We start from the raw sequence: 21,624 nt of genomic DNA on the forward strand, positions 1-21,624 counted from the left end.
TCACAGCTGCATGCTCAGGCCGACGGTGCCGGTCCAGCGCGGGAACAGTTGGTATCCCTGCAAATGGCTGTACACGGGCACCTGCACGAACGCATAGAACTGGAGATTGCGGCTCAAGCTGGCGCTGATGCCTGGGCTGAGATAGGCCACCGTACCGGCGGTGTCAGGGCGGTCGGCAAAGGCACCCTGGTCGGCGCTGCGGTGAATCACGTTGACCTGCAATTGCGGCACCCAGTTTGCGTGTGCCTCGTATCGCAGGCCGAAGCTGGCGGAGGTGAGGTTGCCAGGCCGGAAGTCGGCGCCTGGTCGATTCATCTTCTCGCTCACGGCGGCCTGGAACTGGCCATTCACGAACATATCGAAGTTCTGGCTGACGGGTTGGTAATAGTAGGCACCGACGATGAGGTCGGTGCTGCCCGTGCCCGCCTGCAGGCTGCTATCCAGCGACTGCCCAAGGTAGGGGCCGGAGTGGAACGTTGTCGGGTGGCCGATCAGGTCACCGTCATCGGTCCCGCCGCCGTAGTGGCCGGTCGGCAGTTTGATGCCGAACTGGATGCCCAGGTTGTGCAGGGGCAGAAAGCCCTGGTAGCTGCCGATGAGCTTGATATCGCCCAGGCCGGCCACGTGGGCGTTGCTGACCTGATCGGGTGCCGTCGCGGCGGGCGTGTAGGGGGCCAGTTGCGTGCCGTAAGTGTCGTGATCGCGAACAACATAGGGCACCACAAACGTCACGCCCCAGTCGGCATTGAAGTGATAGGCCGCAGCAACGTTGATGTAGCGGTTGACGGTCTGCTTCTCGATCTCGCCTCCGCCCAGCGAAGGGTCGGATGGCTGGTTGACCACCTGCTGGGGTGAGGCCTTGCCACTGCCGTGGCGAAGTTGGTCCTGGTCGATGAACGTGTAATCGACGTTCAAGCGCCATCCGCTGGCAGTCGAGTAACCGGTGGCCGCATCGGTGCTGAGGGTGCATCCGCATGTCGCGCATGCGCTGGCTACTTGCGGGAACAGCGCGGTGAGACACAACAGGGTGCTCGCTGCGCCGGCTTGGCGAAGCGACCAGCGGCGTGGCGTGAAGGTGAAAGAAGATCGGGTGACGCGCATGGGGTGTTCCAATAACGTGCCGCGAACGCAAGACGGTTCGCCAGGCATGGACATGTTTGAGTGCTCGCGCAGCCGCGTTGGAACACGTGGGCTTGCACGTGGTCCGGCGACCGGGGCGTCGGTAGCTTGAACGGCGGCCGTCAGTCCAGCGCAAGGTGTGCGCGGACGCTCGCCGGCTTGTCAGGAAACGTAGGGAGGCCCGCGCGGGCGCGCATCCTCGCGTGGCGTCTTTTGTACTTCGGCCTCGTGCAGGGCCGCGGATACAAAGGCGCGTGGCGGTGCAGGATCGTGATGCAGGATAGCGTGCGCAGCTACCAGCGACTGGTGATCAAGCAGGACGCAATAGCCGCAACGATCAGTCGCGTCGGCCGGATGGTCGGGCGTCGAGGGATGATCGGTGCCGGCCAACGCATGCGGGCAATCGCCACTCACCATGCTCATCATGCCCGCCATGCCGTGCATGGCGGTATGTGCCGGCATCACGCGCGACACAAGCGGCGCCACGACAATAAACGCCATGGCTAGCCAGGCTAGCCAATGGACGAGCTGTCGTTGGGCTCTGCGTCGGGGCACGAAATCTGTCGGGACTGGAGGGCTAACAGGTGAAATGTAGCACGCGGCTGTCGCCCACCCGCTGCCACTGATGTCGCAGCTGCGGCGCAGGATTGTGCGGGTGCTTTCATGGCGCCATGCGCCGAGGCCTGGCATGCGTGCTTCCGCGGCGCTTGTTGCAAAGGCAAGGGTCGGGTGCGCTTTCTCGGAAAGCCGGCGCTGATTGCTGCTTTCGCAGCGACGTCAGCCAGGGCAGCGCGCGATTACCCGCGCTCTGGCGGCAACGATGAGCCCGCCTGCGATATGGATTTGGAAGGCCGTGCCCAATCGCCTTACCATCCCGTTCGGGGCGTATTCCCGGGCTGCAACCCGTCAAACCCGGGTTGCGCAATAGTCGCCGCACGCTCACTGGTCAACTCATTAAAGGGCATTGCCATGGTCGCTGTCCTGCGTCTTCGTGTTGTTCCACTGGCTGTACTCATGGGTCTTTCGTCGCTGGCGTCGGCACATGACGTGCTGATCCGCAACGGCATGATCTATGACGGCTCCGGCGGCAAGCCTTATGCCGGCGAAGTAGCGATAGACGGTGACCGCATTGCTTATGTAGGCCCGGCGCGCAAGGACGCGGGCAGCGCCAAGGACACGACCGTCATCGATGCGCATGGCCAGGCCATCGCGCCCGGCTTCATCAACATGCTGTCGCACCCGGAAGACTCGTTGTTCGTCGACGGACGTGCGCTGAGCGACCTCACGCAAGGCGTGACGCTGGAAGTGTTGGGCGAGATGTCGATGGGGCCCTTGAACCCTACCATGCAGCGGTTGATGGCCGAGCGTCAGATCGACATCAAGTATCCGGTGACGTGGACGACGCTGGGCGAGTATCTGTCGCTGCTCGAGCGCAAGGGCATCTCACCGAATATTGCATCGTTTGTCGGTGAGGGCACGGTGCGCACCCACGTGCTGGGCGAGCGGAATGTGGCACCCGATGCCGCGCAGCTTGCCGCCATGCGCGCGCTGGTGCGGCAAAGCATGGAGGAGGGCGCGCTGGGCGTAACCACGGCCTTGATCTACTCGCCGGAAACCTATGCCAAGACGCCGGAGCTGATCGCCATGGCGCAGGAGTCGGCACGCTGCGGCGGCATCTATTCGGCGCATATGCGCAGCGAAGGCGACCGCATCGAGGCCGCCATCGACGAGACGATCGCCATTGCCAAGGCCAGCGGGGCACCAGCCGAGATCTATCACCTGAAACTGGCGGGCAAGGACAACTGGAACAAGATCGACAAGGTGATCGGCACCATCGAGCAGCAGCGCGCGCAAGGCGTGCGCATCACGGCCGACATGTACACCTACACGGCGGGCGCCACCGGGTTGGATGCGGCGATGCCATCGTGGGTGCAGGACGGCGGACTGGAAGCATGGATCGCGCGCCTGCGCGACCCGGCCATACGCAAGCGGGTGCTGGAGGAAATGCGCAATCCGCATCCGGACACCTGGGAAAACCTGCTGGCCGCGGCGGGCGCGGAGCACACGGTGCTGCTGCAGTTCAAGAACCCCGCGCTCAAGAACCTCACCGGGAAAAGCCTGGCGCAAGTCGCGCGCGAGCGTGGCGTGAGCCCGGAGGATGCGGCGATCGACCTGGTGATCGAAGATGGCTCGCGGGTCGGCATCGCCTACACGCTGATGAGCGAAGAAAACGTACGTCGCATGGTCGCGCTGCCGTGGGTGAGTTTTGATTCCGACGAAACGGGCGCGGCGCCGGAAGGCGTGTTCCTGAAATCGTCTCCGCACCCGCGCGCCTATGGCAGCTTTGCCCGCGTTTTCGCGCAGTACGTGCGCAAGGATCACGTGCTGACCGTGGAGCAGGCGGTGCGCAAACTGAGCACGCTGCCGGCCGATGTCCTCTCACTACCGGATCGCGGTCGCCTGAAGGCGGGTGCGTACGCCGACGTGGTGGTGTTCGACCCCGCGACGATCCAGGATCACGCCACCTACGCCAAACCGCACCAGCTGACCACGGGTGTGCAGCAAGTGCTGGTGAACGGCCAGTTCGCCATCCGCGACGGCAAAGCGACAGGCGCGCCTACCGGCCGCTTCGTTCGCGGCCGCGCCGCCAAGTCACTCGGCGGCAGCTGCAAGGATGCCGCGAGCCAGTGGACCTGGACGTGGACGAAGTAGTGCACGTCGACGGCTTTCATGGTGAAGGTGCTGGCAGGTAGTCGGCCCGACGCCGTTGCGTTCGCTCATCAAGGTGATGGGCAGCATGCACTTTCCGGGAAAGGCGGCCATGGATCGAAGGCGCACCTTGGAGCATGGGCCTAGCTCTTACGCAGCCGCATGGGCTGGCGAACGCCATACATCAAAGTGCGCCATAGCCACTCGATGGGACCGAACCTGAATCGGCGGAGCCACCATTCACTGACAATAATCTGGGCGATGTAGACGGCCAATCCCAGCACCAAGGTCCGTGCAGCGCCGAGACGGCCAAACCAGCCCAGGCCGTAGCCATAGAACAGCCACCCGAATACCAGCGACTGACATATGTAACTGGTGAAGGCCATGCGGCCCAAAGGGGCGAATATGCCAAGCACCTTGCGCGCGCGAGTGAACCCAAGAAGCAAGAGCAACACGCTTGCGTATCCCGACGCCAAGGCGATGGGTCCCAACGGCGCGACCAAGGTCAGCCAGGGCTGATACTCGGCGGAAACGAGGGCGCGCCCGGAGCCATCCATGAATGTCAGGACGGCGCCCAGCGACAGGCCTGAAACAGTCGTGCATAAGAGCCACGGCTTGTACCTGTCAGGATGGCGAAGAACGCCGCTGCGCCAAACCAGGATGCCGGCAAGGAAGAGTGCCAGCGTCCTCGGCGCAATGTAGGCAAGTAGGGGCAAGAGCACAGGGATCTCTTGCACGCGGAAACGCAGCACGTCTCCGTAACCACCGTTCGCGTAGATGCGGTTTGCATCCGCTACCTGTTGCTGAAGCAGGGCAGTCGTCGGCCAGTATCCCTGTGGCAAGAGAAGCGAGAGGCTCACGAAGAGCACGACCAGGCCCAGTGCCGCCGCGCAGAGCGCACGGTTCGGAAAATAGAGGAATGGGATGGCGAGCATCCCAACGAGCGCGTACTCCGTAAGAATATCGCCGTTCCATATAAGACACATATGGATCACGCCGAACACAAGCAGCACGCAGACACGGCGGACAAGCAACGGCAACCTGGATGGGTCGTCCTGCAAGTGCTCGAACTGGATGGCCATCCCTACGCCGAACAGTAGCGAAAACAGCGAAATCGCTTTCAGCTCCAGCACGGCAGTGACGAACGTCTCCGCCAGGCGGTCGATCCATGGCATCGCCGGATCAGGTGGCAGAAACTGCTGGAAAACAGAGACTCGAAACTCCGTTACCAGGTTGACCATCAGCACGCCGAACAGGGCTAGCCCGCGCAAAACATCGATGGCTTGAACACGCTGGGTGGGGCTGACCGGAGCCGAGTGCTCGGTCACTGGAGCATCCTTTACGATCACAGCGGCCTGCTGCATGGAAACCCCTCCGCTTCAAGCCGTCGCGACGATGGCGCGCGGATGATGCGCGGGCTATCACTGGCCTGCAAGCCTTCAGCGCGCAGATTCCTGGGGCCTGCTCTCTGGTCCGATGCCTGAAGATCGAAACGATGCCCGCGAAGGCATCGAGTCTAGTTCTTCGTCTCTTTTTGACGGCGCCGGTGGGCGGCCTGTTTGGCGCGGTTGCCGCAGAACGCCATGCTGCACCAGCGGCGGGCGTGTCCCCGCGTGTGGTCGGCAAAGAGCAGGGTGCAGGTCGGCCCTTCGCATGCCTTCACATGCGAGAAGTCTTCGTCGCAAACCAGGCGCGCCATGGCTTCGGCGATCGGCAGCAGCAACGCCTCGGGTGAGCTCCAGCGACGCTTGGCCGCGAACGTCAGCGCCGTCGCATGATCCGACGGCAGTGCCACGACTTCGCCGTAGCCCTCGTCACGCCGGAGCAGCTCGTTCAACGGTTCGAGCGCGGCCAGGTCTTCAGGCGTCAGCGGACGCCCCTTGCGTTCGCGAACGAACGAACGGAACCACTCCCTCAGTGCTCTCGCCTGCGCGGCAAGACGATCCATCTCGCCCGGGATCGCCCGCTCCCGAATGTCGCGAAGCACCTCGTCAGGCACGAGTCGCGCCTGTTGAAGCCAGCCAAGCAGCCCTTCACCGTCTTCAAGCCAGTCGATGGGCGTTTCGACGGGCGTCGCCACGGAGTTGAGGAAATCGAGTCCGGTGGAATCGGCCAGGAAAAAGGCGGGCATCGTCTGGGTCATGGAACCTCCTTGCGCAACGGTAACCTCCTTAATTGTGCTTGACAAGTTACGCTTTACGAGAATAACCTCCATGTCGACGTTTGTCTGGTTACGCCAATCGGCGAGGCGGCCTTACCCGCAAGCCTTGGCACCATGCCGCTGGAGGGCAATACGATGAAATCTTCACCCGCAACCGTGGTACTGGCCCATGGAGCCTGGGCCGACGAGTCGAGCTGGTCGAAAGTGACGAGCGAACTCCACGATAAATCCATCAAGGCGGTTACTTTTGGCCTGCCCATGTCGTCCTTCGCCGGTGATGTGGCGGCGTTGGAGGAGGTACTGGCGGCGATCGACGGCCCGGTGGTGCTGGTGGCGCATGCCTATGCCGGCGCGGTGATCGCCGCCACGCAAAGCCCGAAGGTGAAGGCCCTGGTGTATATCGCGGGCCTGGCGCCCGACGAGGGTGAAACCGTGGCCGAGGTGTTCAATCGCTTTGGACACGACGACAAGGCGCCGGTGTTGGCGCCGGCCAGCGACGGACGCCTATGGCTGCCACCCGAGGCCTTTGCGACCGCTTTCGCACAACACGCGACGGCGCAGGAACATCAGGCGCTCGCCGCCGCGCAGCGACCCATATCCCCCGACTGCATCTCGGTTCCCGTCGGTGAGCCGCTGTGGAAGCGCGTACCGGCCTGGTACCTCGTTGCGCAACACGACCACATGATTCCCGAGAAAACGCAGCGCTTCATGGCCGAGCGGATGCATGCGCATATCCGCGCCTATCCCGTCGACCACCTGCCGAGCGTGACCGCGCCATCGCTGGTCACCGACATCATCGGCGACGCACTGCGCGCCATTGCTGACTGATCCCCAACACGCCCACCCAGACAAGGGAGACTGCCATGTCCGTCATCCACTATCGCAAAGCCCGCGTCGAAGACATCGACGTTTTCTATCGTGAAGCGGGAACGCCCGGTAAGCCGAAATTGCTACTGCTGCACGGCTTTCCGAGTTCGGGGCACATGTTTCGCGACCTGATTCCTCTCCTTTGCCATGACTTCCACATCGTGGCGCCGGATCTGCCGGGCTTTGGGCAAACGGACATGCCCCCGCGCGCGGCATTCACATACAGCTTCGATCACCTGGCGGCGATCATCGATGGCCTGACCGACGCCATTGGTTTTGATCGCTACATCGTCTACGTGTTCGATTACGGTGCGCCGACGGGTTTTCGCCTTGCGGTGAAGCATCCTGAGCGTATCCAGGGCATCGTCACGCAGAACGGCAACGCGTATGTGGAGGGGCTGAGCGACGGTTGGAATCCCATTCGCGCGTATTGGGAGAACCCGACCGACGCCAACCGCGACGCACTGCGCGCCCTGTTGACGCCGGAGGCCACGCGCTGGCAGTACGTTCACGGCACCGCCGACGAATCGCGGGTGTCACCGGATGGCATCGGGCTGGACAACTACTATCTCGCTCGTGAAGGTGCGCACGAGGTACAGCTCGATCTGTTCCTCGACTACCAGAGCAATATCGCTCTCTATCCCGCCTTCCAGGCGTACTTCCGCCAGCATCGGCCGCGCCTGCTGGCCATCTGGGGCAAGAACGATCCGTTCTTCCTCCCTCCTGGTGCCGAAGCGTTCCGCCGGGATATCCCCGACGCCGAGGTGCGATTCCTCGATACGGGTCACTTCGCGCTGGAAACGCATGCCGGCGAGATCGCGGATGCCATCCGCACGTTCTTCAAGCGGTAAACCCATGGGCCCCTGCGCCGGGAGCAAGCCATGTCCACTACCACCGCCGTCCGGCTGGCCGGGGATTTCGGCGCGGTGATACTGGTCGCGCGCGAAGCGGGCATCGCACGATACGGCCGGCCCGAGGAGATCGCGGAGCTCATGGCGTTCCTGGTCTCACCGGCCGCTCGCTGGATGACCGGCTCGATGCTTCGCATGGACGGCGGCGAGGTCAAGTCGCTGTAGCCGGGCCACGCTTGGGATGACACGAGGGCGGGATTCAGATGCCGGCATACCATTCGTAGCCTTGGTCCTCCCAGTAGCCGCCCTTGCCGTCGCCGATATCGTCGAACGAGCTGACCAGTTCGATGCGGGCAAGATACTTCGCCTGCTTGTAGCCGAGTTGGCGCCCAATGCGCAGGCGCAAGGGCGCACCGTTGGGCACCGGCAGCGGCTGGTCGTTCAAGGCGTAGGCCAGCAGGGTTTGCGGGTGCCTGGCCTCGGCGAGGTCGATGCTCTCGTAGTAAGGCGTGTCTTCTTCCATCTCGTCAAAGCAATGGAACATGACGAAGCGCGCCTGCGGGGCGACGCCGACATGATCGAGCACCGCGGAAAGTCGCGTTCCCTCCCACTTGCCGATGGCGCTCCAACCTTCCACGCAGTCGTGGCGCGTGATCTGCGTACGCACGTCCAGGCGCTTCAGGTCATCGATGGAGAGCATGGCCGGCCGGCTCACCAGCCCATCCACCCGCAGTTTGTAGCCGCGAAAGTTGTCGGCCATCAGGGCCTGGTAGGCCGGCGTGGCGGGCATGGTGGTGCCATTGGGATGGAACACCGGCGATATGTCGGCTTCGGCATATTCCCTGGCCATGCTGCTCGACGGCGACAGCAAGGCCTGCACGCGGCGATTCAGCCCCTCCGCCTTGCCGAGCACGTCGGGGCCCCACAGCGTCTGCGAGATGCGGTCACAACCGGCGGCGAGCACGCTCGCCGCGCCCACCATCGTCATGCGCAGGAACGATCGGCGATCAGTCATGAGGGCGGTCCTCCGATGGGCCGGATGTGTCGGGCGCCTCTCCGTCCGGGGGCGGTGGGGCGGCTGGCGTGGCATCGATGGCGTAGTAGCCGGTGATCATGCCCCGCAGCTGGTTGAACACACCGGTGATCAACACTTCGAACAGGTGGATCAGCACGAAGGCCACGAAGCCCCAGGCGATGATGAAATGAATGGTGCGCGCCGACTGCCGGCCGCCGACGGCTTCGACCAGAGGCGAAAGCACGGCATCCATGCGGGGCGACATGGCCAGCCCCATGAGCACGATGCCCACGCCGAACACGAAGATGACGGTGAGGTAGGCAAGCCGCTGCAGGATGTTGTAACGCAGCGCCTCCTCGCCGTGCGGGTGCTTGAAACGCAGGTGATCGACAACGGATCGGCCGATGCCGCGCCAGTCCGCGCCCGTGGGCCACAGGTCGCGTTGCAGATGGCGCGTGGCTGCGGCGTAGCCCACGAAACACAGGCCGTTCAACACGAATACCCACGCAAAGAAGAAATGCCAGCGCCGCCCCATCGCCAGCCACTGCGGGCCGGGCACGGTGAGCCATGAGGGAAACCCGCGCATCTGCGCACTGCCATCCTCGCCGTTGGATACGCCAAGCACGCCGGTCGTGTTGAACTCGTGCTTGCCGATGCGCGTGACACCCTGCAGGTTGCCGGCCGCGTCCTGGCGCGCGCCCAAGGCGAGGATCGCCGTGCCTTCGTCGGATCGATTGCCCCAGTACAAACGCGGATGAGCGTTGAATATCTGCAATCCGCTGAGGAACATGAGCGTCAGCGCAACAACATTGATCCAATGCATGATGCGGATCGGCAACGCGTGTCGATAGACGATCCTGCGCGATGGCTTTACATCCACGGGAGTGGAAGGCATTGCGCCAGCATCGAGGCTTTCCGAACTCATGGCCGTACTCCAGGGAAGCAGGGCAAACCGAACGGCATGCTGCGTAGCCTACTCGCGCCGCCACGGACGTGCTGGCCACGGCGATCGCCGTGGCCATGTGGCGCTCAAATCCGGCCTCGCGGGCCTGTCGGTTCAGGCAAACGACTTCGCGCCAAGGCTGATGTTCTACCTCCGTCCTACCGGTTATTTCGCGCCCGGACGCCGGCAGGTTACACCGCGCCCTCGGGACGTCCACGCCGCGCCTTTGCATCCGTGCCGCGGCCCGAGCATCGCGCCTTTCTCAAGGCGGCCTGCAGGCTGCCGATACGAGACCACGGGATATCCAGGGGCGCTTTGCCCGCCGGCCGGATACGAAGATAATCCGGCAGCGTAGCGCCATCGTCATTTGGAGAGGCTATGGAATGGATCGCGGGTCTGGTGCATGCGGGCACGCTGCTACTGGTCAACGCGTTGCTGGCCGCGCTGTCCTCCGCCTTCTTCTTTGCCTTGTATCTAGGCCACCCCCGGGTCAAGCACCTCCTTGGCGTGCTGCTATGGGGTATCAGCTACGCAGCCTTTGCGGCCGGCTTCGGGGTACTTTTCCTCCCAGCTTTTCACGTCGACTTTCCGGCGCTGGGGCTGGTCGGAAATCTCTTGATCGACGCGGGCGCGATCCTGGCGTTACTTGCCGTCAACGTTTACCTGGAACTGCGCTGGCGCGGGTTGTGGGTGTTGGTGCCGGTGATCGCGATTGCGCTGGTCGAGACCGTGCTGGTCCTCAAGGAGGGCGAAAACCTCCGCCATATGGTTATCTTGGGCAGCGTGCTGACGGGCTTGACCACGGTCGTGACCGGCATGGCCTTCTGGCAGTGCAAGGACCAGGCACAGCGGCCGGTGGCGCGTCTGGCCGCGGTATTCCATTTCCTGTGGGCGGCCGTGCTGCTGGTCCGGCTGTCGTGGTGGATCGCCCATCCCATGGCCCATGCCGAGCAGGACCCTACCTCGACCTTCGGTCTGCTCTCCCGGATGGTGCTCACCTGGATCATTACGCCAAGCTTGCTGTGGATGTTGACTCGCAAGCTGGACGCCGAGCTGATCCGCCACGCCAGCCAGGACCCGTTGACCGGGGTCGCGAATCGACGGGTCATGTGGGAGGAAGGGCAGCAGCGGATCGCGGCATCACATCCCGGCAGCGCCTGCGTGGCCGCGCTCATGATCGATGTCGACCGGTTCAAGTCGATCAATGACCAATGGGGTCATGACGGGGGCGACAGGATACTCATCGCCGTCGCCGACACGCTAAGGCGAAATATCCGCGAAAAGGACATCCTGGCCAGAGTGGGCGGCGAGGAGTTCATGGTGCTTCTCCATCACGCCGAACCAGGCGCGGCGAAAGAAGCGGCGGAACGTTTGCGCAGGGCGGTGGAGGAAGAAACCATCACGCTGTCACCCGGCCATGAATTGCGCTGCACGGTCAGCATTGGCTACTGCGTCTCCGTGCGCAAAGAAAAAAGTTGGCGAGACGTGGTGGTGGCGGCAGACAAGGCCCTCTATGCGGCCAAGCGGGCGGGACGCAATCGCGTCATGGGCGCCGACGATTCAACGCGGTAAGCGGCGATGTCGCCGGACCGGATGCATAGGCCATCGAGGCATCGTCGCGATCGCGAGGCGTGCGATCCCGGCCAGCCATGGTTGAGCCAGGGCGCTTGGGATTAGTCGTCACCTCGCTACGCGTCGCCAGCACTGACAATGCCACGCGAGTACCGCAGCCGTCGGTTGAGCCGTCGATCCGCGTGTTCACGCCGTTCCAGCCAGGCAGGCTTCCGGCCCTTCCGGCACAGCGGCATCGGGATCACTCTTCAGGTGACGACAAATGGATCTGGCACTGCTGGTGGGCTCACGCCCGAAAAGGAAATGGGCGGCCCTTGCGTGGCCGCCCATCAGTCCAGCCAGTTCGCCGTGTTCGGCGGCCTGTTGGTGCTCCGCCAGTATGGCGGTCGCATGCTTGGCCGAGTTGTCCTGCCAACCCGGGAGCAAGGCCAGATTAGGTGACTGACCGTTGTGCTTCGATCAGGGGAATCTTAGTAAGTCGTAAAAGAGCCCCCAGGAAAACGGCAGACAACCTTGAGGACAGCGCAAGGTTCAGGTTTCCCGCTCCTTGAAGCCACTCAGGTCATCAAGGTCGGTTTGTCGAAAGGAAGGGGCTTGGCGCCAATGTGCGTCATGGATGGCTCGACGCGCTCAAGCAGATCCCGTGGCGCGTCGAGCACGACCAGGATGCGTCCCTGCGCGATCTCGTCGTGGAATTTCCGGCGCACCGGATCCTCCACGGCCGAGCCTGCCAGTGCTGTCGCCCAACCGCCTACCGCCGCTCCGCCAAGGGTCATCGCGGCAGCTCCGGCGAAGGTAAAACCCAGTGGCGGGATCGCTATGGCCACCAGGCCGCCCAGCAAGCCCGTCGCCGCACCGCCAAGCACGCCTCTGATCGCTGCCGGGTAGAAGTCGCCATCGACCACTTTTCTTTCGCAGGGGATGGCCTCCAACTCGATGTCGGAGCGGGCGATCAATGAAATATCCCTGTCCGCGACCCCGCAATCGCGCGCCACTTCCATCGCAACCCCCGCGGCTTGGATGTCAGGCACGCTGAATACATGACGCATCTTCATGGCCGCTGATGCCATGAGGTGAAATTAGCCCCGGTCGGGTAATCGCCGTGGCAAGCTTTCGTGGTGTGACTGCTATTTAGTTGCTAAATGGCATGTCGGCCAGCGGAAGGTTTTTCGCTATTCACTTTCATGCCTGGCCGCCTGAAACTTCCGTCGACGCGGGCGACGCCGCGACGCAAAAGAGGGCGGAAGTGGCCAAGCCCGTCCGGCTGCCTCCCTCCAGCGCGGTGAGGCATGACCTCCCGGGCGTGGCGCCACAGTTACCGGTGGCGGTAGTCGGTGAAGACGTAATCCCTGTCTTTCACGATGGTGTGGCACGCAAATCCGCACTTGGCATCGTGGTCTTGTGGCGGCTTGCTGGCTTCCGTGCCCGGCGTGAATTTGTCGGATGCGGCGTCGTACTCGAACACGGCGTATCCCCAGCCGCCGCTGTCGGCGAACCGCTTGCTGTCCTTCACCATGAAATCCACGTCATGCTGCGTGGCGGGCACGCTTGCAGCCGGGAAGGTCTCCAGCTTCTTCGGAGTCCAGTGGATCTTTGCCATTTTCGAACCATCCGGAAATGGCTTGCCGTTGCCGGGAATGCCCGACCGGAAAGCTTCGATCATGGTGGGATTGCCGAGGATCGCTGCCTGCAGTCCGTTGTTCTCGCTGATGGAGATCAGCTGCCAGCTCTCGTACCCCTTGAACTCGGAGAAGGCGAGTCCGTTCGGTACCTTCAGTTCGTACTTGTCCTGCGTGGAAAGGGCCAGTGCCGCGCCGCCAAGCGACAGAAGGACCGCGGCGGAGATCGCCATCGCAAGCTTGCTGTTGTGTTTCATGGCTGCCCCTCGGTGGTTGTGCATTCGCCATCCGTCGCAGTGTCTCCGGCGGGCGCGTTCCGGGCTGCCGACGCCGGACGTATCTGGTTAGGCTCCACAAGGCTATGCGTTGCCTGAAGGTCGAGAAATAGGCCGTTTGGCGAGCTTAAGCATGACCCGCCCGGGCGTAGAGTTCGTGTTTCTGCGCCTGCTGATTTCTCGGCGCCATAGGCAATGCCTTCGGGCAAGAGAGAGCGCGACCCATAAGCCTGGAACCAGCGTTGGGACGCATGGGTCGGGACGTGTATCTACTCGCACCCAAGTCAAAAACCGATTGACCAGGCCCTCGGTTCGCGGACGCTGGCCTCGGTCGATGCGGGGTTCATTGCGTCGGCGCTGTTTCCAGCTCCGGCGTGGTCTTTTCCAGGATCTTCATGGCCTCGCGATTCCGCTTCTGCCAATCGCGTAGCTCATCCTTGGACATGGGTGGGTCTGCCTTGTAGATCTTTCGGGCAGGCGACGCGATGGGCTGCGCGGGCGCGGAAGCCGTTTGAATCATTCCGACGCCTTGCGCTGGAGTGGCGCTTTGAACGGCCGGAGGTGCCGGCGCCAACGGCGTGCCTGGCGCTTCCGCGGAACGTGCCGGCTGCTGCTTGGACAGTGCGAACGCGACCAGCAGGCAGATCAATACGACGCCGGCGAAGAGCACCGGATTGTCCAGGGCGACTTCAGGTTCTTTCTTCGCCTGAATGCCCCTGACGGTGGCGAGCAAAGCGCGGCCGTCGACCAGCTCGATACGCTTGCCGCGAGCGAATGCGGCCGCATCGGTCGTATAACCGCCGAGCGCGACGATCTTCACGGCGTTGGCGCCCTGGTCCACCAGGATGCCGAACATCTCCCGGACGGTTTGCACGCCTACGCTTTGCGAGCGCCACTGTTTGCACTGAACGAGCGTGATCTGCCCTTCCTTGTGCAGCTCCAGGTCGACGCCGCCGTCAGCGCCTCCCTGGCCGGTCTCCTTCACGGCGTAGCCTTGCCGACGGAACGCTTCGCCGACCAGCCGCTCGAACGTCTTCCAGTCCATGTTGCGAAGGCTGTCCATGCCGGTCTGCGATTCCAGCAAGCGCCGGCGCTGGCGCCGCCTGAAGAACGAAGCGAGCGACGTGAGGGTGCAGACCCACAGGGCGAACCACGCAAGAGGCGTGTAGACGCCCGTCGATGACGCCTTGGCAAAGGCCAACAGAAACGGATGGCTGCTGGAGCCCCACAACCAGCCGATGCCGTACTGGATACCGATGAAGCCAATCAATCCAAGCACCAGGCACGCTGGCCAGGTCATCGAAGCCAGGATGTCGAAACCGCTCTCCTTGCGCTTTCCCATGGATCCCCCTGATTGACGGTCACGCCAGACTGTCGTGCTGGCGATAGGCCCGAAGGCTATCGCTGAGGAGAAGCCCGCGCCAGCGTCATGGGGATGAGGGTCGAGGCAGCGGGCTAGGCGCGTTTTTTCCCAAGTTCGACGCGGCTCCTGGTTTTGCACCGTCGACGGGCTACATCCTCTAGGTGGCCTTGGCGCCAACGGCTATGCTGGACCTGCTCGGCGCGGGGGCGCCGATCCAAAAGGGGGAGATATGACGACACGATCCAATGGACCGTCCGCTGGCCTTGGCTGGCTGGCCAACGGCTTCAGCGTGGGCTTCCGCCATCCGAAGCCATTGCTGGGAGGGGCAGCACTGCTGATAGTGGCGTGCCTGTTGCCGACGCTGATCACGCTGCCGATGCAGTTCGGCGCCATGGCCAATGGCACACCGGCGAGCCCGACGGCAGTTGTCTCGATCATGGCCGTCTCGATGCTGGTCAGCCTGTTGATCTTGCCGCTCTATGCAGGCTACCTGCAGGTGGTCGATGCAGCCGAGCGTGGATTGCCGGCTCGCGCGCGCGACGTCTTCAATCCCTATCGACAGGGCGAAGCATGGCGCCTGATCGGCTTCGGTCTGGCGAACATCGTGGTCTACATCGCCGTGATCGGCATCGTCATCGTGCTGGCGGGAGGCGGCATCGTCAGCTGGTATATGCAGGCGCTGACGGCACAGGCCGCGCACCAGCCACCGCCGGGGCTGCCTTCGGGTTTTGGAACCGCCATGGCGCTCTTCATGGTGGTCGGCCTTTTCATGATGGGCTTCTACGCGATCAGCCTTGGCCAGGTCGCACTGGGCAAGCGCAGCGTGTTCGGCGCCATGGGTGATGGCGTGGTCGGGGCGCTGAAGAACCTGTTGCCGTTGGTGGTGTTTGCAGTGAGCCTCGTGCTTGCCTGGATCGTGGTCATCATCGCCTTCGCGATCGTCGCGCTTGTGCTGACCCTGATTGCCAAGTTCGTCGGCGCGTGGCTGATGCTGGTGCTGATGGTTCCGCTCTATCTCGCGTTGATGTTGACGATGATCGCGGTGATGTTCGGCGTCATGTACCACCTATGGCGCGATGTGTGCGGCGGCGACGCCATGGCCGGCATGGCTGCTGCAACTGCCGCTTGATCTGCAGCAGACCAACACGTCGTCGTTCAAGGCAGGGCCGGAGCGCACTTTCCATGAAGTCGACTCTGGCCCTGGTTTGTACTGGTCGCATCCCATATGAAAGCGACCAGCCCCTTCACATCACCGGGAAGGGATCGGGGCCACTGCTCGTTATTTCTTTCGCCGGCATCGCCCTGGACGCCCGCTTCTTTCGAGCCCCGTCTGGTGCGCCTTTTCTAGAGAAGCATCGACGGGTTTCGAACCCGCACGACAACTGTTCCTGCTTTGACTCCTGTTGGGGTTCCTGATCAAGGGAACCCTCGACAAAAGAACCTGTCTACCGTGGCTCGCCTCAACACGCGCGGACGATATGCGCAGGTTTTTGCCGGGGGTTATTGGCTTGCATGAGGCAGGGTCGTGGAACGTTCTGGGCAGGTCGGACATCGACAGGAAGGGGATCGTGCTCGCGGCCTGGCGTTGCTCGATGTCGAAACGCGAGAGAACCTGGGCCGCGGGCGATGGCGACAGCCGCCGCTGACGCGCCCGGCGCTGACGCTCGCATGGGTTCTCGTATGCCTGCTGCATGCGTTGTTTGCGCTGGCGCTGTGGTACGAAATGCAGCCCGGAAATCGACCCGCCACAGTGACGAGTGCCGGCAGCGATCGTGCGTTGATCGTGCGCCTGATCGATCGCCCGGCCAAGCCACGCGTCGCGCAGCCACCCGAGCCGCCCGTGCAGGTGGTGCCGCTGCGACAAGTGGCAACAGCGCCGGTTGTTCCGGCGGTGCACGAGAAACCCCGTCGTGACGCCATGGTCGTGCAGGACCATGAGGCGACGCCTGCGCCGGCGGCTTCCACGGCCACGCCGCCCGCCATCCACGTGTTCGGCGTGCACCTGCCGCCTTCCACGGAACCCGCCCCGGCCACCGCCAATGCCAAGGCCGAAGCGGCCAAGCCCGCGGATGATCGCCAGATCATGCAGCACGACAGCAACCGCATGCAGTACAAGGCCACGCGCTTCGAGAAATATTTCCCTCCGCCGAACGAGACGGCCGGTGGCGCGGTGGGGCGGCATATCGGCGACGCGCTGAAGGCGATCGCCAAAAGCGTGTGCGATCCCGACAAGAAAAGTACGGCGGCCAACCCGCTGTGCGCCGCGCCCCCGCCGCCCGCATCGCCCATGGATCGCGATGAGCGCCTCAACCTGCCACCAGCACCCCTGGCCGGCGATGCGAATCTGCCCAAGGGTCCGTCACTCGAAAGCTGCATCAACGAGTACAAGGCGGGCGATCCGCTGTCGTCCGGCTGCCCGGTGAACACGCCTGATCTCGCCTTCAAGGCCGAGATGCGCGAATGCATCGATCTGTTCCGCGCCGGCAAGCGCCTCAAGACCTGGTGCCCGCTCGATACGCCGCAGCGGGCAGCTGCCGAGGCGTCGCATGCGTCTTCCTCGAGCGCGAGTTCGCCCTGAGCATATCCGGCGATGCATGGCGCTTCCTTGCTCGCCGTTCCCTGTGCCGCGCCACTCCCAATTCACGCCGTCACGTCGCGTCCGGGTTCATGGTTACGGCATCAGGGCAACCCCAGGGGCAGCAAGGGGTGAATCGTATGGCTCAGGCAAGAAAACCTGTCCAGGTGACCGTTTCCATCAATGGGCCGTACCTGGTCGTTGGCGATATCCCGCTGGCGACGCAAACCGTGGTCGCCGATGACGATGGCGGTTCGGAAGACTGGAAGGAAGGGCCACCGATCGACCATCCGGCGAGCTATGCGCTATGCCGGTGCGGCATGTCGCAGTCGAAGCCGTTCTGCGATGGCTCGCACAAGAAGGTCGGCTTCGATGGCACCGAGACGGCAAGCCGGCAGGCGTACCTCGACCAGGCACAAACCCTCGAAGGCCCCACGCATGCGCTGACCGACGCCCAGAATCTCTGCGCCTTCGCCCGCTTCTGCGATCCCAACGGGCAGGTCTGGAGCCAGGTCTCCGCCTCCGAGGATCCACAGGTGCGCGCCACCTTCCTGCGCCAGGTCAACCAGTGCCCGTCAGGCCGGCTGGTGGCCTGGGACAGGTCGACGGGCGAGCCGGTCGAATACCCGTTGCCGGTGTCCATCGGCCTCGTCGAAGACCCGGTGGAAGCATGCAGCGGTCCGCTGTGGCTGCGTGGCGGCATCCCCGTCGTCTCCTCCGATGGATTCGTGTACGAAGTGCGCAACCGCGTCACGCTCTGCCGATGCGGCCAGTCGAAGAACAAGCCGTTCTGCGATGGCACGCACGCCGCGGTGCATTTCAGGGACGATTGAGTGGCGTCAGGTAGCGGCAGATTCAAGCGGGCTTTCGCTTCGACGCCCAGTAGCTGTCCAGCGACCACGTACCCGCGCCGCCCATGCACAAGGCAATCAAGCCCGCCGCGTACAGCAGATCGGTTTCATAGCCGGGCTGGCCAAAATGCGCGCCCATGGCGTCGTAGGACATCAGCTTGATCGAGCTGAAGCCATGGGGCAGGTGCACCGTGAAGATAGCGACAGCCAGCACGACGAGCATTGGCAACGCGGCAACCGGGACAAAGGCGCCCAGCAGGACCAACAACCCGCCGATCAACTCGATGGCTATCGTGGCCCATCCCAGCAGTTCGGCGAACGGCATGCCCATCGCGTGCAGGATGGCGATGAACGCATCCGGGCCTCGGGCGAGCTTTGCATAGCCATGCTCCATGAAGCCATAGCCAATGATCAGCCGTAACGGCAGCGCGTAGATATCGCGGGGCAGTGGAAGGGGAGCGATGGCGAAGCTGGCGAGAAGTGATGTCTTCATGCCGGGTCCTTCGCTGTGGCAACCGCACGGGTTACATGCGTCCGCGATCGAATGAGGTCCGCTCCCTTGATGACGGGGCCGGTCTGTCCATGCGATGGGCGGGAAGGGCAGGCCGGGATGATGTGCGAGCCAGGCGACCTGGCCATTTTTCACGGTGGCGCGAGGATCTCCGGGGGAGAATCCCGTCGCCAGCCATCCCGCCCCGGGGAATACATGCGGCGTCGGCGGCAAGGCGGTCACGGCGGCATGTCCGCGCTTCAACCGGCATGACTGACATGGCCGATTCCCATGGGCGTGGTTCGGCGTCATCGGGGGAAGGGTCATGCGGACATCGAAGCGGCATGTGACGCATATGGCCGCCGTGGCGGTCACGATGGTGTCGGTGGGGGCGTTGGCGTTCCCGTCGTCGACGGATACGACTGCGCCGACGCCGCATTGGGCCTATTCGGGCGAGGCCGGGCCGTCGCATTGGGCGTCGCTGGATCCCCGCTTTTCCGCCTGCGGCGCCGGCATGGCCCAGTCGCCCATTGACCTCGAATCGCACGATGCCAAGCCCGGCAAGGCTGGCGAGTTCCACATCGACTATGAGAAGGGCAACGTGGACTTGGTGAACAACGGCCACACGGTGCAGGCCAATGTCAGCGATGCCAAGGATACGGTGGTCTACGAAGGCGACACGTACCGGCTGGCCCAGTTCCACTTCCACTCACCCAGCGAGCACACCACGGACAAGACGCGGTTTCCGTTGGAGATCCACTTCGTCAACCAGGATGGCGCCAAGCACATCCTCGTCGTGGGCGTGATGGTCAAGCTGGGCGATGAGAACCCGAGCCTGGCGCCCGTGTTCCATAGTCTGCCGCCGCCCAAGGGAAACGCGTCTGCCACCACCGGCAAGCCGATGGCGGTGGATCTCGCCTCGGTGCTTCCCAGGAACCACGAGGCCTATGTCTACAGCGGCTCGTTGACCACGCCACCCTGCACGGAGGGCGTGCGTTGGATCGTGCTGGCGCATCCCATCCAGATGTCCAAGGAGCAGGTCGCGTCGTTCTCGAAGCTGTTCCCGGACAACCACCGGCCTTTGCAGAAGGTCAATGGCCGGGAAGTCGACGATGACCCGGATTGACGAATGCCCTGCGGACGGGCGGCGCGCCCGTACCGAAGGGATGTGGCCATCTGCGGGATGGGTGACGCCGCGGACCTGGCGCTGCATCGCGGCGCTATGCAACACGGCCATCAGCGGCGATCATGCCACTTCGACTTGAGGTAGCACGCCATGACGCACTCCGACGACGATTTCGAAACCGGCCACGCCTTCCATGACGATGACGACAGCTCGCTGGAGGCCCATGTCTGGCAGCTCCTGCTGCTGATCAACCCGGGTGACGACGACACGGCGTTCCAGCAGTTCGCCGGCTATCGGGATGTCGTGGGCGATACACCCGACGATGAGGTGGACGTGGCGCAGGCAGTGGAGCAGGTGGCCGATTGGCGCTCGACGTTCCATGTGGATGCCGATGACACGCGCGCGCTCATACAGGCGCTCGAAGAACTGTCGACGCGTTGGAACATCGACATCGATTGGGACGGCGACACCGACGAGGATGAATTCCACGCCGACGTCGATGCCGCCGATCTCATCGGCATCGCCTACGACAACCTCGCCCCGCACGGATACACCTTGTGGGTTCGCGATACCGACGACGACAGCGTCGCCGGCTGGATGACGCTGTCGCGGGACACCGAGGCCATGCGCGAGCTGGCGACGGAGTTGGGCGTCCATCTGCGCCGCGGCAACGAACTGGGCTGACAGTGTTGGCCGCCGGCTGGATGATCCCCGCGCTGGCACAGAGGATGGACGCCCACGGATGACCGCTTTCACATGACTGCGACGATGCACTATCCCTACGCGGCTTTTCATGCGCGGCTGCAGCAGGCCGGCGGCGATGCATCGCCGCAAGCACTCGGCACGTTGCCTCCGTTGCTCGAACGCTTGCTGGCGCCGCCGCAGTCGCGCGCCAAGGTGATGACGTCGCTCGACCTGTTGCTGAAGGCGCGCAAGGCCACCCTGCAGGCGGCATTCGACACCACGCTCGCGGCTGACGAGCTGCGTCGTTATCAAAAGTTCGCCAAGCCCGGGAAGCCGTCGGCGCATATCGTGCAGCTTCGCCAGAAGCAGGCGGCGGCGCGCCAGGCCACGAGCGTGGCGCGTCAGTCGCTGATCAAGGCCGCCGCCGCCTTCGTGCGCGATGCCGGCATCGACGTGCCCGAACACACGCCGCTGGACGTCTTCATCATCGACTGGATCGATACCCACGTTCCTGCCGGCCACACCTGAACACCGCGTCGTGCCCGTGTCCAAAATATGTTCTTTAACATAATTTGCCGCGGCGTAAGCTCGTGGGCCGGTAACGTCATGTACCGCGGGTAGGGCCGGCCACGGCCCGCCTGCCGATATCGGATACGCACAGCGAGGAGCGGATCATGAAGAACTATCTGGCGGTTTATCTCGGCAACGAAGCATCACGCAAGGCATCCGGATGGGATGCCTTGGACGAGGGCGCACGCAAGAAGCGTGAGCAGGAAGGCATGCAGGCCTGGGGCGCATGGGTCGAGGCACACAAGGCTTCCATCGTCGACACCGGCGCGCCCTTGGGCAAGACGCTGCGCGCTTCCAAAGGCGGCATCGAGAGCGTTCGCAACAACCTGGCGGCCTATACGGTGGTGCGTGCCCAATCGCATGAAGCCGCCGCCAAGATGTTCGAAGGACATCCCCATTTCACGATTTTTCCGGGCGACTCGATCGAGATCATGGAGTGCTTGCCGCTGCCCGGCCAATGAGGACAGCCCTCTCGCTTCGGGCCACGATTCACCGGATGGCTGGATCACCGCAATCAGGAACGCCTCGCCTCTCGGCACGTCCAGGACATCCGATAGGCTGATGAAGTAGTGCGCGTTGAGATCGTCGTTGGGCACGCAGCGTGCGGTGTCGAAACCGCCTCGCGCGAGAGCGCCATGATGTCGTCGGGGCCGTCGAAGCTGACGAAGGGCGTGCCGGAGGTACGGGCGCGGTCGTACAGCATCTGGTGCACGGGGCGTTCGGCGGGATCGAACAGGTCGAGCGGCACGCTGATGTTCCGATGTGTCCGGCGATAGAGGTAGCCCCGGCCCGCTGCGTGGCGAGGGCCGAAAGATCAGCCCGCGGTGAAGGCGA

Annotated in this window: 23 protein-coding genes; 12 read left to right on the top strand and 11 right to left on the bottom strand. The window is 63.7% G+C overall.

Annotated elements, in window-relative coordinates; all coding sequences use genetic code 11:
- Together JMF82_RS00955 and JMF82_RS22145 are read right to left on the bottom strand one after the other, a co-directional pair.
- On the bottom strand, nt 1-1,101 hold the full coding sequence (locus JMF82_RS00955) for a transporter (RefSeq protein WP_201312664.1): 1,101 nt from the start codon (nt 1,099-1,101) through the stop codon (nt 1-3).
- A gap of 180 nt (nt 1,102-1,281) precedes the next feature.
- Entirely contained in the window at nt 1,282-1,809 is a 528-nt protein-coding gene (locus JMF82_RS22145; protein WP_255559914.1) for a DUF2946 domain-containing protein, read from the bottom strand.
- Between the two features lie 324 nt (nt 1,810-2,133).
- Between JMF82_RS22145 and JMF82_RS00965 the strand changes: the two genes are divergently transcribed.
- Complete coding sequence (locus tag JMF82_RS00965; RefSeq protein WP_201312666.1) at nt 2,134-3,831, top strand: D-aminoacylase; 1,698 nt, start codon at nt 2,134-2,136, stop codon at nt 3,829-3,831.
- A 140-nt stretch (nt 3,832-3,971) separates the two neighbouring features.
- On the opposite strand, the gene JMF82_RS00970 is transcribed toward JMF82_RS00965, so the two are convergent.
- Both JMF82_RS00970 and JMF82_RS00975 read right to left on the bottom strand, forming a co-directional pair.
- A complete protein-coding gene (locus tag JMF82_RS00970) occupies nt 3,972-5,192 on the bottom strand; it encodes a DUF418 domain-containing protein (protein WP_201312667.1) in 1,221 nt (406 codons plus the stop codon).
- Nucleotides 5,193-5,344: 152 nt separating this feature from the next.
- Nucleotides 5,345-6,043, bottom strand: coding sequence for an ABATE domain-containing protein (locus JMF82_RS00975; protein WP_201312668.1), 699 nt, complete (start codon nt 6,041-6,043; stop codon nt 5,345-5,347).
- Between the two features lie 81 nt (nt 6,044-6,124).
- On the opposite strand from JMF82_RS00975, the gene JMF82_RS00980 reads away from it, so the two are divergent.
- From JMF82_RS00980 to JMF82_RS00990, 3 genes are read left to right on the top strand one after another with little or no spacing between them, the layout of a single operon-like run.
- A complete protein-coding gene (locus JMF82_RS00980) occupies nt 6,125-6,817 on the top strand; it encodes an alpha/beta hydrolase (protein ID WP_201312669.1) in 693 nt (230 codons plus the stop codon).
- Nucleotides 6,818-6,852: 35 nt separating this feature from the next.
- Nucleotides 6,853-7,707, top strand: a complete 855-nt coding sequence (locus JMF82_RS00985; RefSeq protein WP_201312670.1) for an alpha/beta hydrolase — start codon at nt 6,853-6,855, stop codon at nt 7,705-7,707.
- A 30-nt stretch (nt 7,708-7,737) separates the two neighbouring features.
- On the top strand, nt 7,738-7,932 hold the full coding sequence (locus JMF82_RS00990) for an SDR family oxidoreductase (protein WP_201312671.1): 195 nt from the start codon (nt 7,738-7,740) through the stop codon (nt 7,930-7,932).
- Between the two features lie 34 nt (nt 7,933-7,966).
- Here the strand turns inward: JMF82_RS00990 and JMF82_RS00995 are convergent, their stop codons facing one another.
- Together JMF82_RS00995 and JMF82_RS01000 are read right to left on the bottom strand one after the other, a co-directional pair.
- Complete coding sequence (locus JMF82_RS00995) at nt 7,967-8,722, bottom strand: molybdopterin-binding protein (RefSeq protein ID WP_201312672.1); 756 nt, start codon at nt 8,720-8,722, stop codon at nt 7,967-7,969.
- Nucleotides 8,715-9,647 (bottom strand): cytochrome b/b6 domain-containing protein, encoded by a 933-nt coding sequence (locus JMF82_RS01000; protein ID WP_236585231.1) that lies wholly within the window; start codon nt 9,645-9,647, stop codon nt 8,715-8,717. The genes JMF82_RS00995 and JMF82_RS01000 overlap by 8 nt, the downstream gene beginning before the upstream one ends.
- 396 nt (nt 9,648-10,043) lie before the next feature.
- On the opposite strand from JMF82_RS01000, the gene JMF82_RS01005 reads away from it, so the two are divergent.
- Nucleotides 10,044-11,237, top strand: a complete 1,194-nt coding sequence (locus tag JMF82_RS01005; protein ID WP_201312673.1) for a GGDEF domain-containing protein — start codon at nt 10,044-10,046, stop codon at nt 11,235-11,237.
- Between the two features lie 557 nt (nt 11,238-11,794).
- On the opposite strand, the gene JMF82_RS01010 is transcribed toward JMF82_RS01005, so the two are convergent.
- From JMF82_RS01010 to JMF82_RS01020, 3 genes are all read right to left on the bottom strand, one after another.
- On the bottom strand, nt 11,795-12,292 hold the full coding sequence (locus JMF82_RS01010; RefSeq protein WP_201312674.1) for a hypothetical protein: 498 nt from the start codon (nt 12,290-12,292) through the stop codon (nt 11,795-11,797).
- Between the two features lie 260 nt (nt 12,293-12,552).
- Nucleotides 12,553-13,113, bottom strand: coding sequence for a cytochrome P460 family protein (locus JMF82_RS01015; protein ID WP_201312675.1), 561 nt, complete (start codon nt 13,111-13,113; stop codon nt 12,553-12,555).
- Between the two features lie 361 nt (nt 13,114-13,474).
- Entirely contained in the window at nt 13,475-14,473 is a 999-nt protein-coding gene (locus tag JMF82_RS01020) for a restriction endonuclease (protein WP_201312676.1), read from the bottom strand.
- A gap of 250 nt (nt 14,474-14,723) precedes the next feature.
- On the opposite strand from JMF82_RS01020, the gene JMF82_RS01025 reads away from it, so the two are divergent.
- From JMF82_RS01025 to JMF82_RS01035, 3 genes are all read left to right on the top strand, one after another.
- Complete coding sequence (locus JMF82_RS01025; protein ID WP_201312677.1) at nt 14,724-15,623, top strand: hypothetical protein; 900 nt, start codon at nt 14,724-14,726, stop codon at nt 15,621-15,623.
- Between the two features lie 396 nt (nt 15,624-16,019).
- A complete protein-coding gene (locus tag JMF82_RS01030; RefSeq protein WP_236585232.1) occupies nt 16,020-17,072 on the top strand; it encodes a hypothetical protein in 1,053 nt (350 codons plus the stop codon).
- 164 nt (nt 17,073-17,236) lie between these two features.
- Nucleotides 17,237-17,902, top strand: coding sequence for a CDGSH iron-sulfur domain-containing protein (locus JMF82_RS01035; protein ID WP_201312678.1), 666 nt, complete (start codon nt 17,237-17,239; stop codon nt 17,900-17,902).
- A 22-nt stretch (nt 17,903-17,924) separates the two neighbouring features.
- Here JMF82_RS01035 and JMF82_RS01040 read toward each other — a convergent pair whose 3' ends face one another.
- Nucleotides 17,925-18,653, bottom strand: coding sequence for a DoxX family protein (locus tag JMF82_RS01040; protein WP_236585233.1), 729 nt, complete (start codon nt 18,651-18,653; stop codon nt 17,925-17,927).
- A gap of 82 nt (nt 18,654-18,735) precedes the next feature.
- On the opposite strand from JMF82_RS01040, the gene JMF82_RS01045 reads away from it, so the two are divergent.
- The 4 genes from JMF82_RS01045 (at nt 18,736) to JMF82_RS01060 (ending at nt 21,251) form a co-directional block, all read left to right on the top strand.
- Complete coding sequence (locus JMF82_RS01045; protein WP_201312679.1) at nt 18,736-19,536, top strand: carbonic anhydrase family protein; 801 nt, start codon at nt 18,736-18,738, stop codon at nt 19,534-19,536.
- Between the two features lie 150 nt (nt 19,537-19,686).
- A complete protein-coding gene (locus tag JMF82_RS01050) occupies nt 19,687-20,220 on the top strand; it encodes a hypothetical protein (RefSeq protein ID WP_201312680.1) in 534 nt (177 codons plus the stop codon).
- Between the two features lie 72 nt (nt 20,221-20,292).
- Nucleotides 20,293-20,748: a hypothetical protein gene (locus JMF82_RS01055; RefSeq protein WP_201312681.1), complete on the top strand. Its 456-nt coding sequence runs from the start codon at nt 20,293-20,295 to the stop codon at nt 20,746-20,748.
- 146 nt (nt 20,749-20,894) lie between these two features.
- Entirely contained in the window at nt 20,895-21,251 is a 357-nt protein-coding gene (locus JMF82_RS01060; protein ID WP_236585234.1) for a hypothetical protein, read from the top strand.
- A gap of 53 nt (nt 21,252-21,304) precedes the next feature.
- Here the strand turns inward: JMF82_RS01060 and JMF82_RS01065 are convergent, their stop codons facing one another.
- Nucleotides 21,305-21,538: a hypothetical protein gene (locus JMF82_RS01065; protein ID WP_201312682.1), complete on the bottom strand. Its 234-nt coding sequence runs from the start codon at nt 21,536-21,538 to the stop codon at nt 21,305-21,307.
- Nucleotides 21,539-21,624: the final 86 nt, after the last annotated feature.

Origin of the sequence: Dyella sp. EPa41 (assembly GCF_016586165.1) — a bacterium.
Taxonomy (GTDB): domain Bacteria; phylum Pseudomonadota; class Gammaproteobacteria; order Xanthomonadales; family Rhodanobacteraceae; genus Dyella.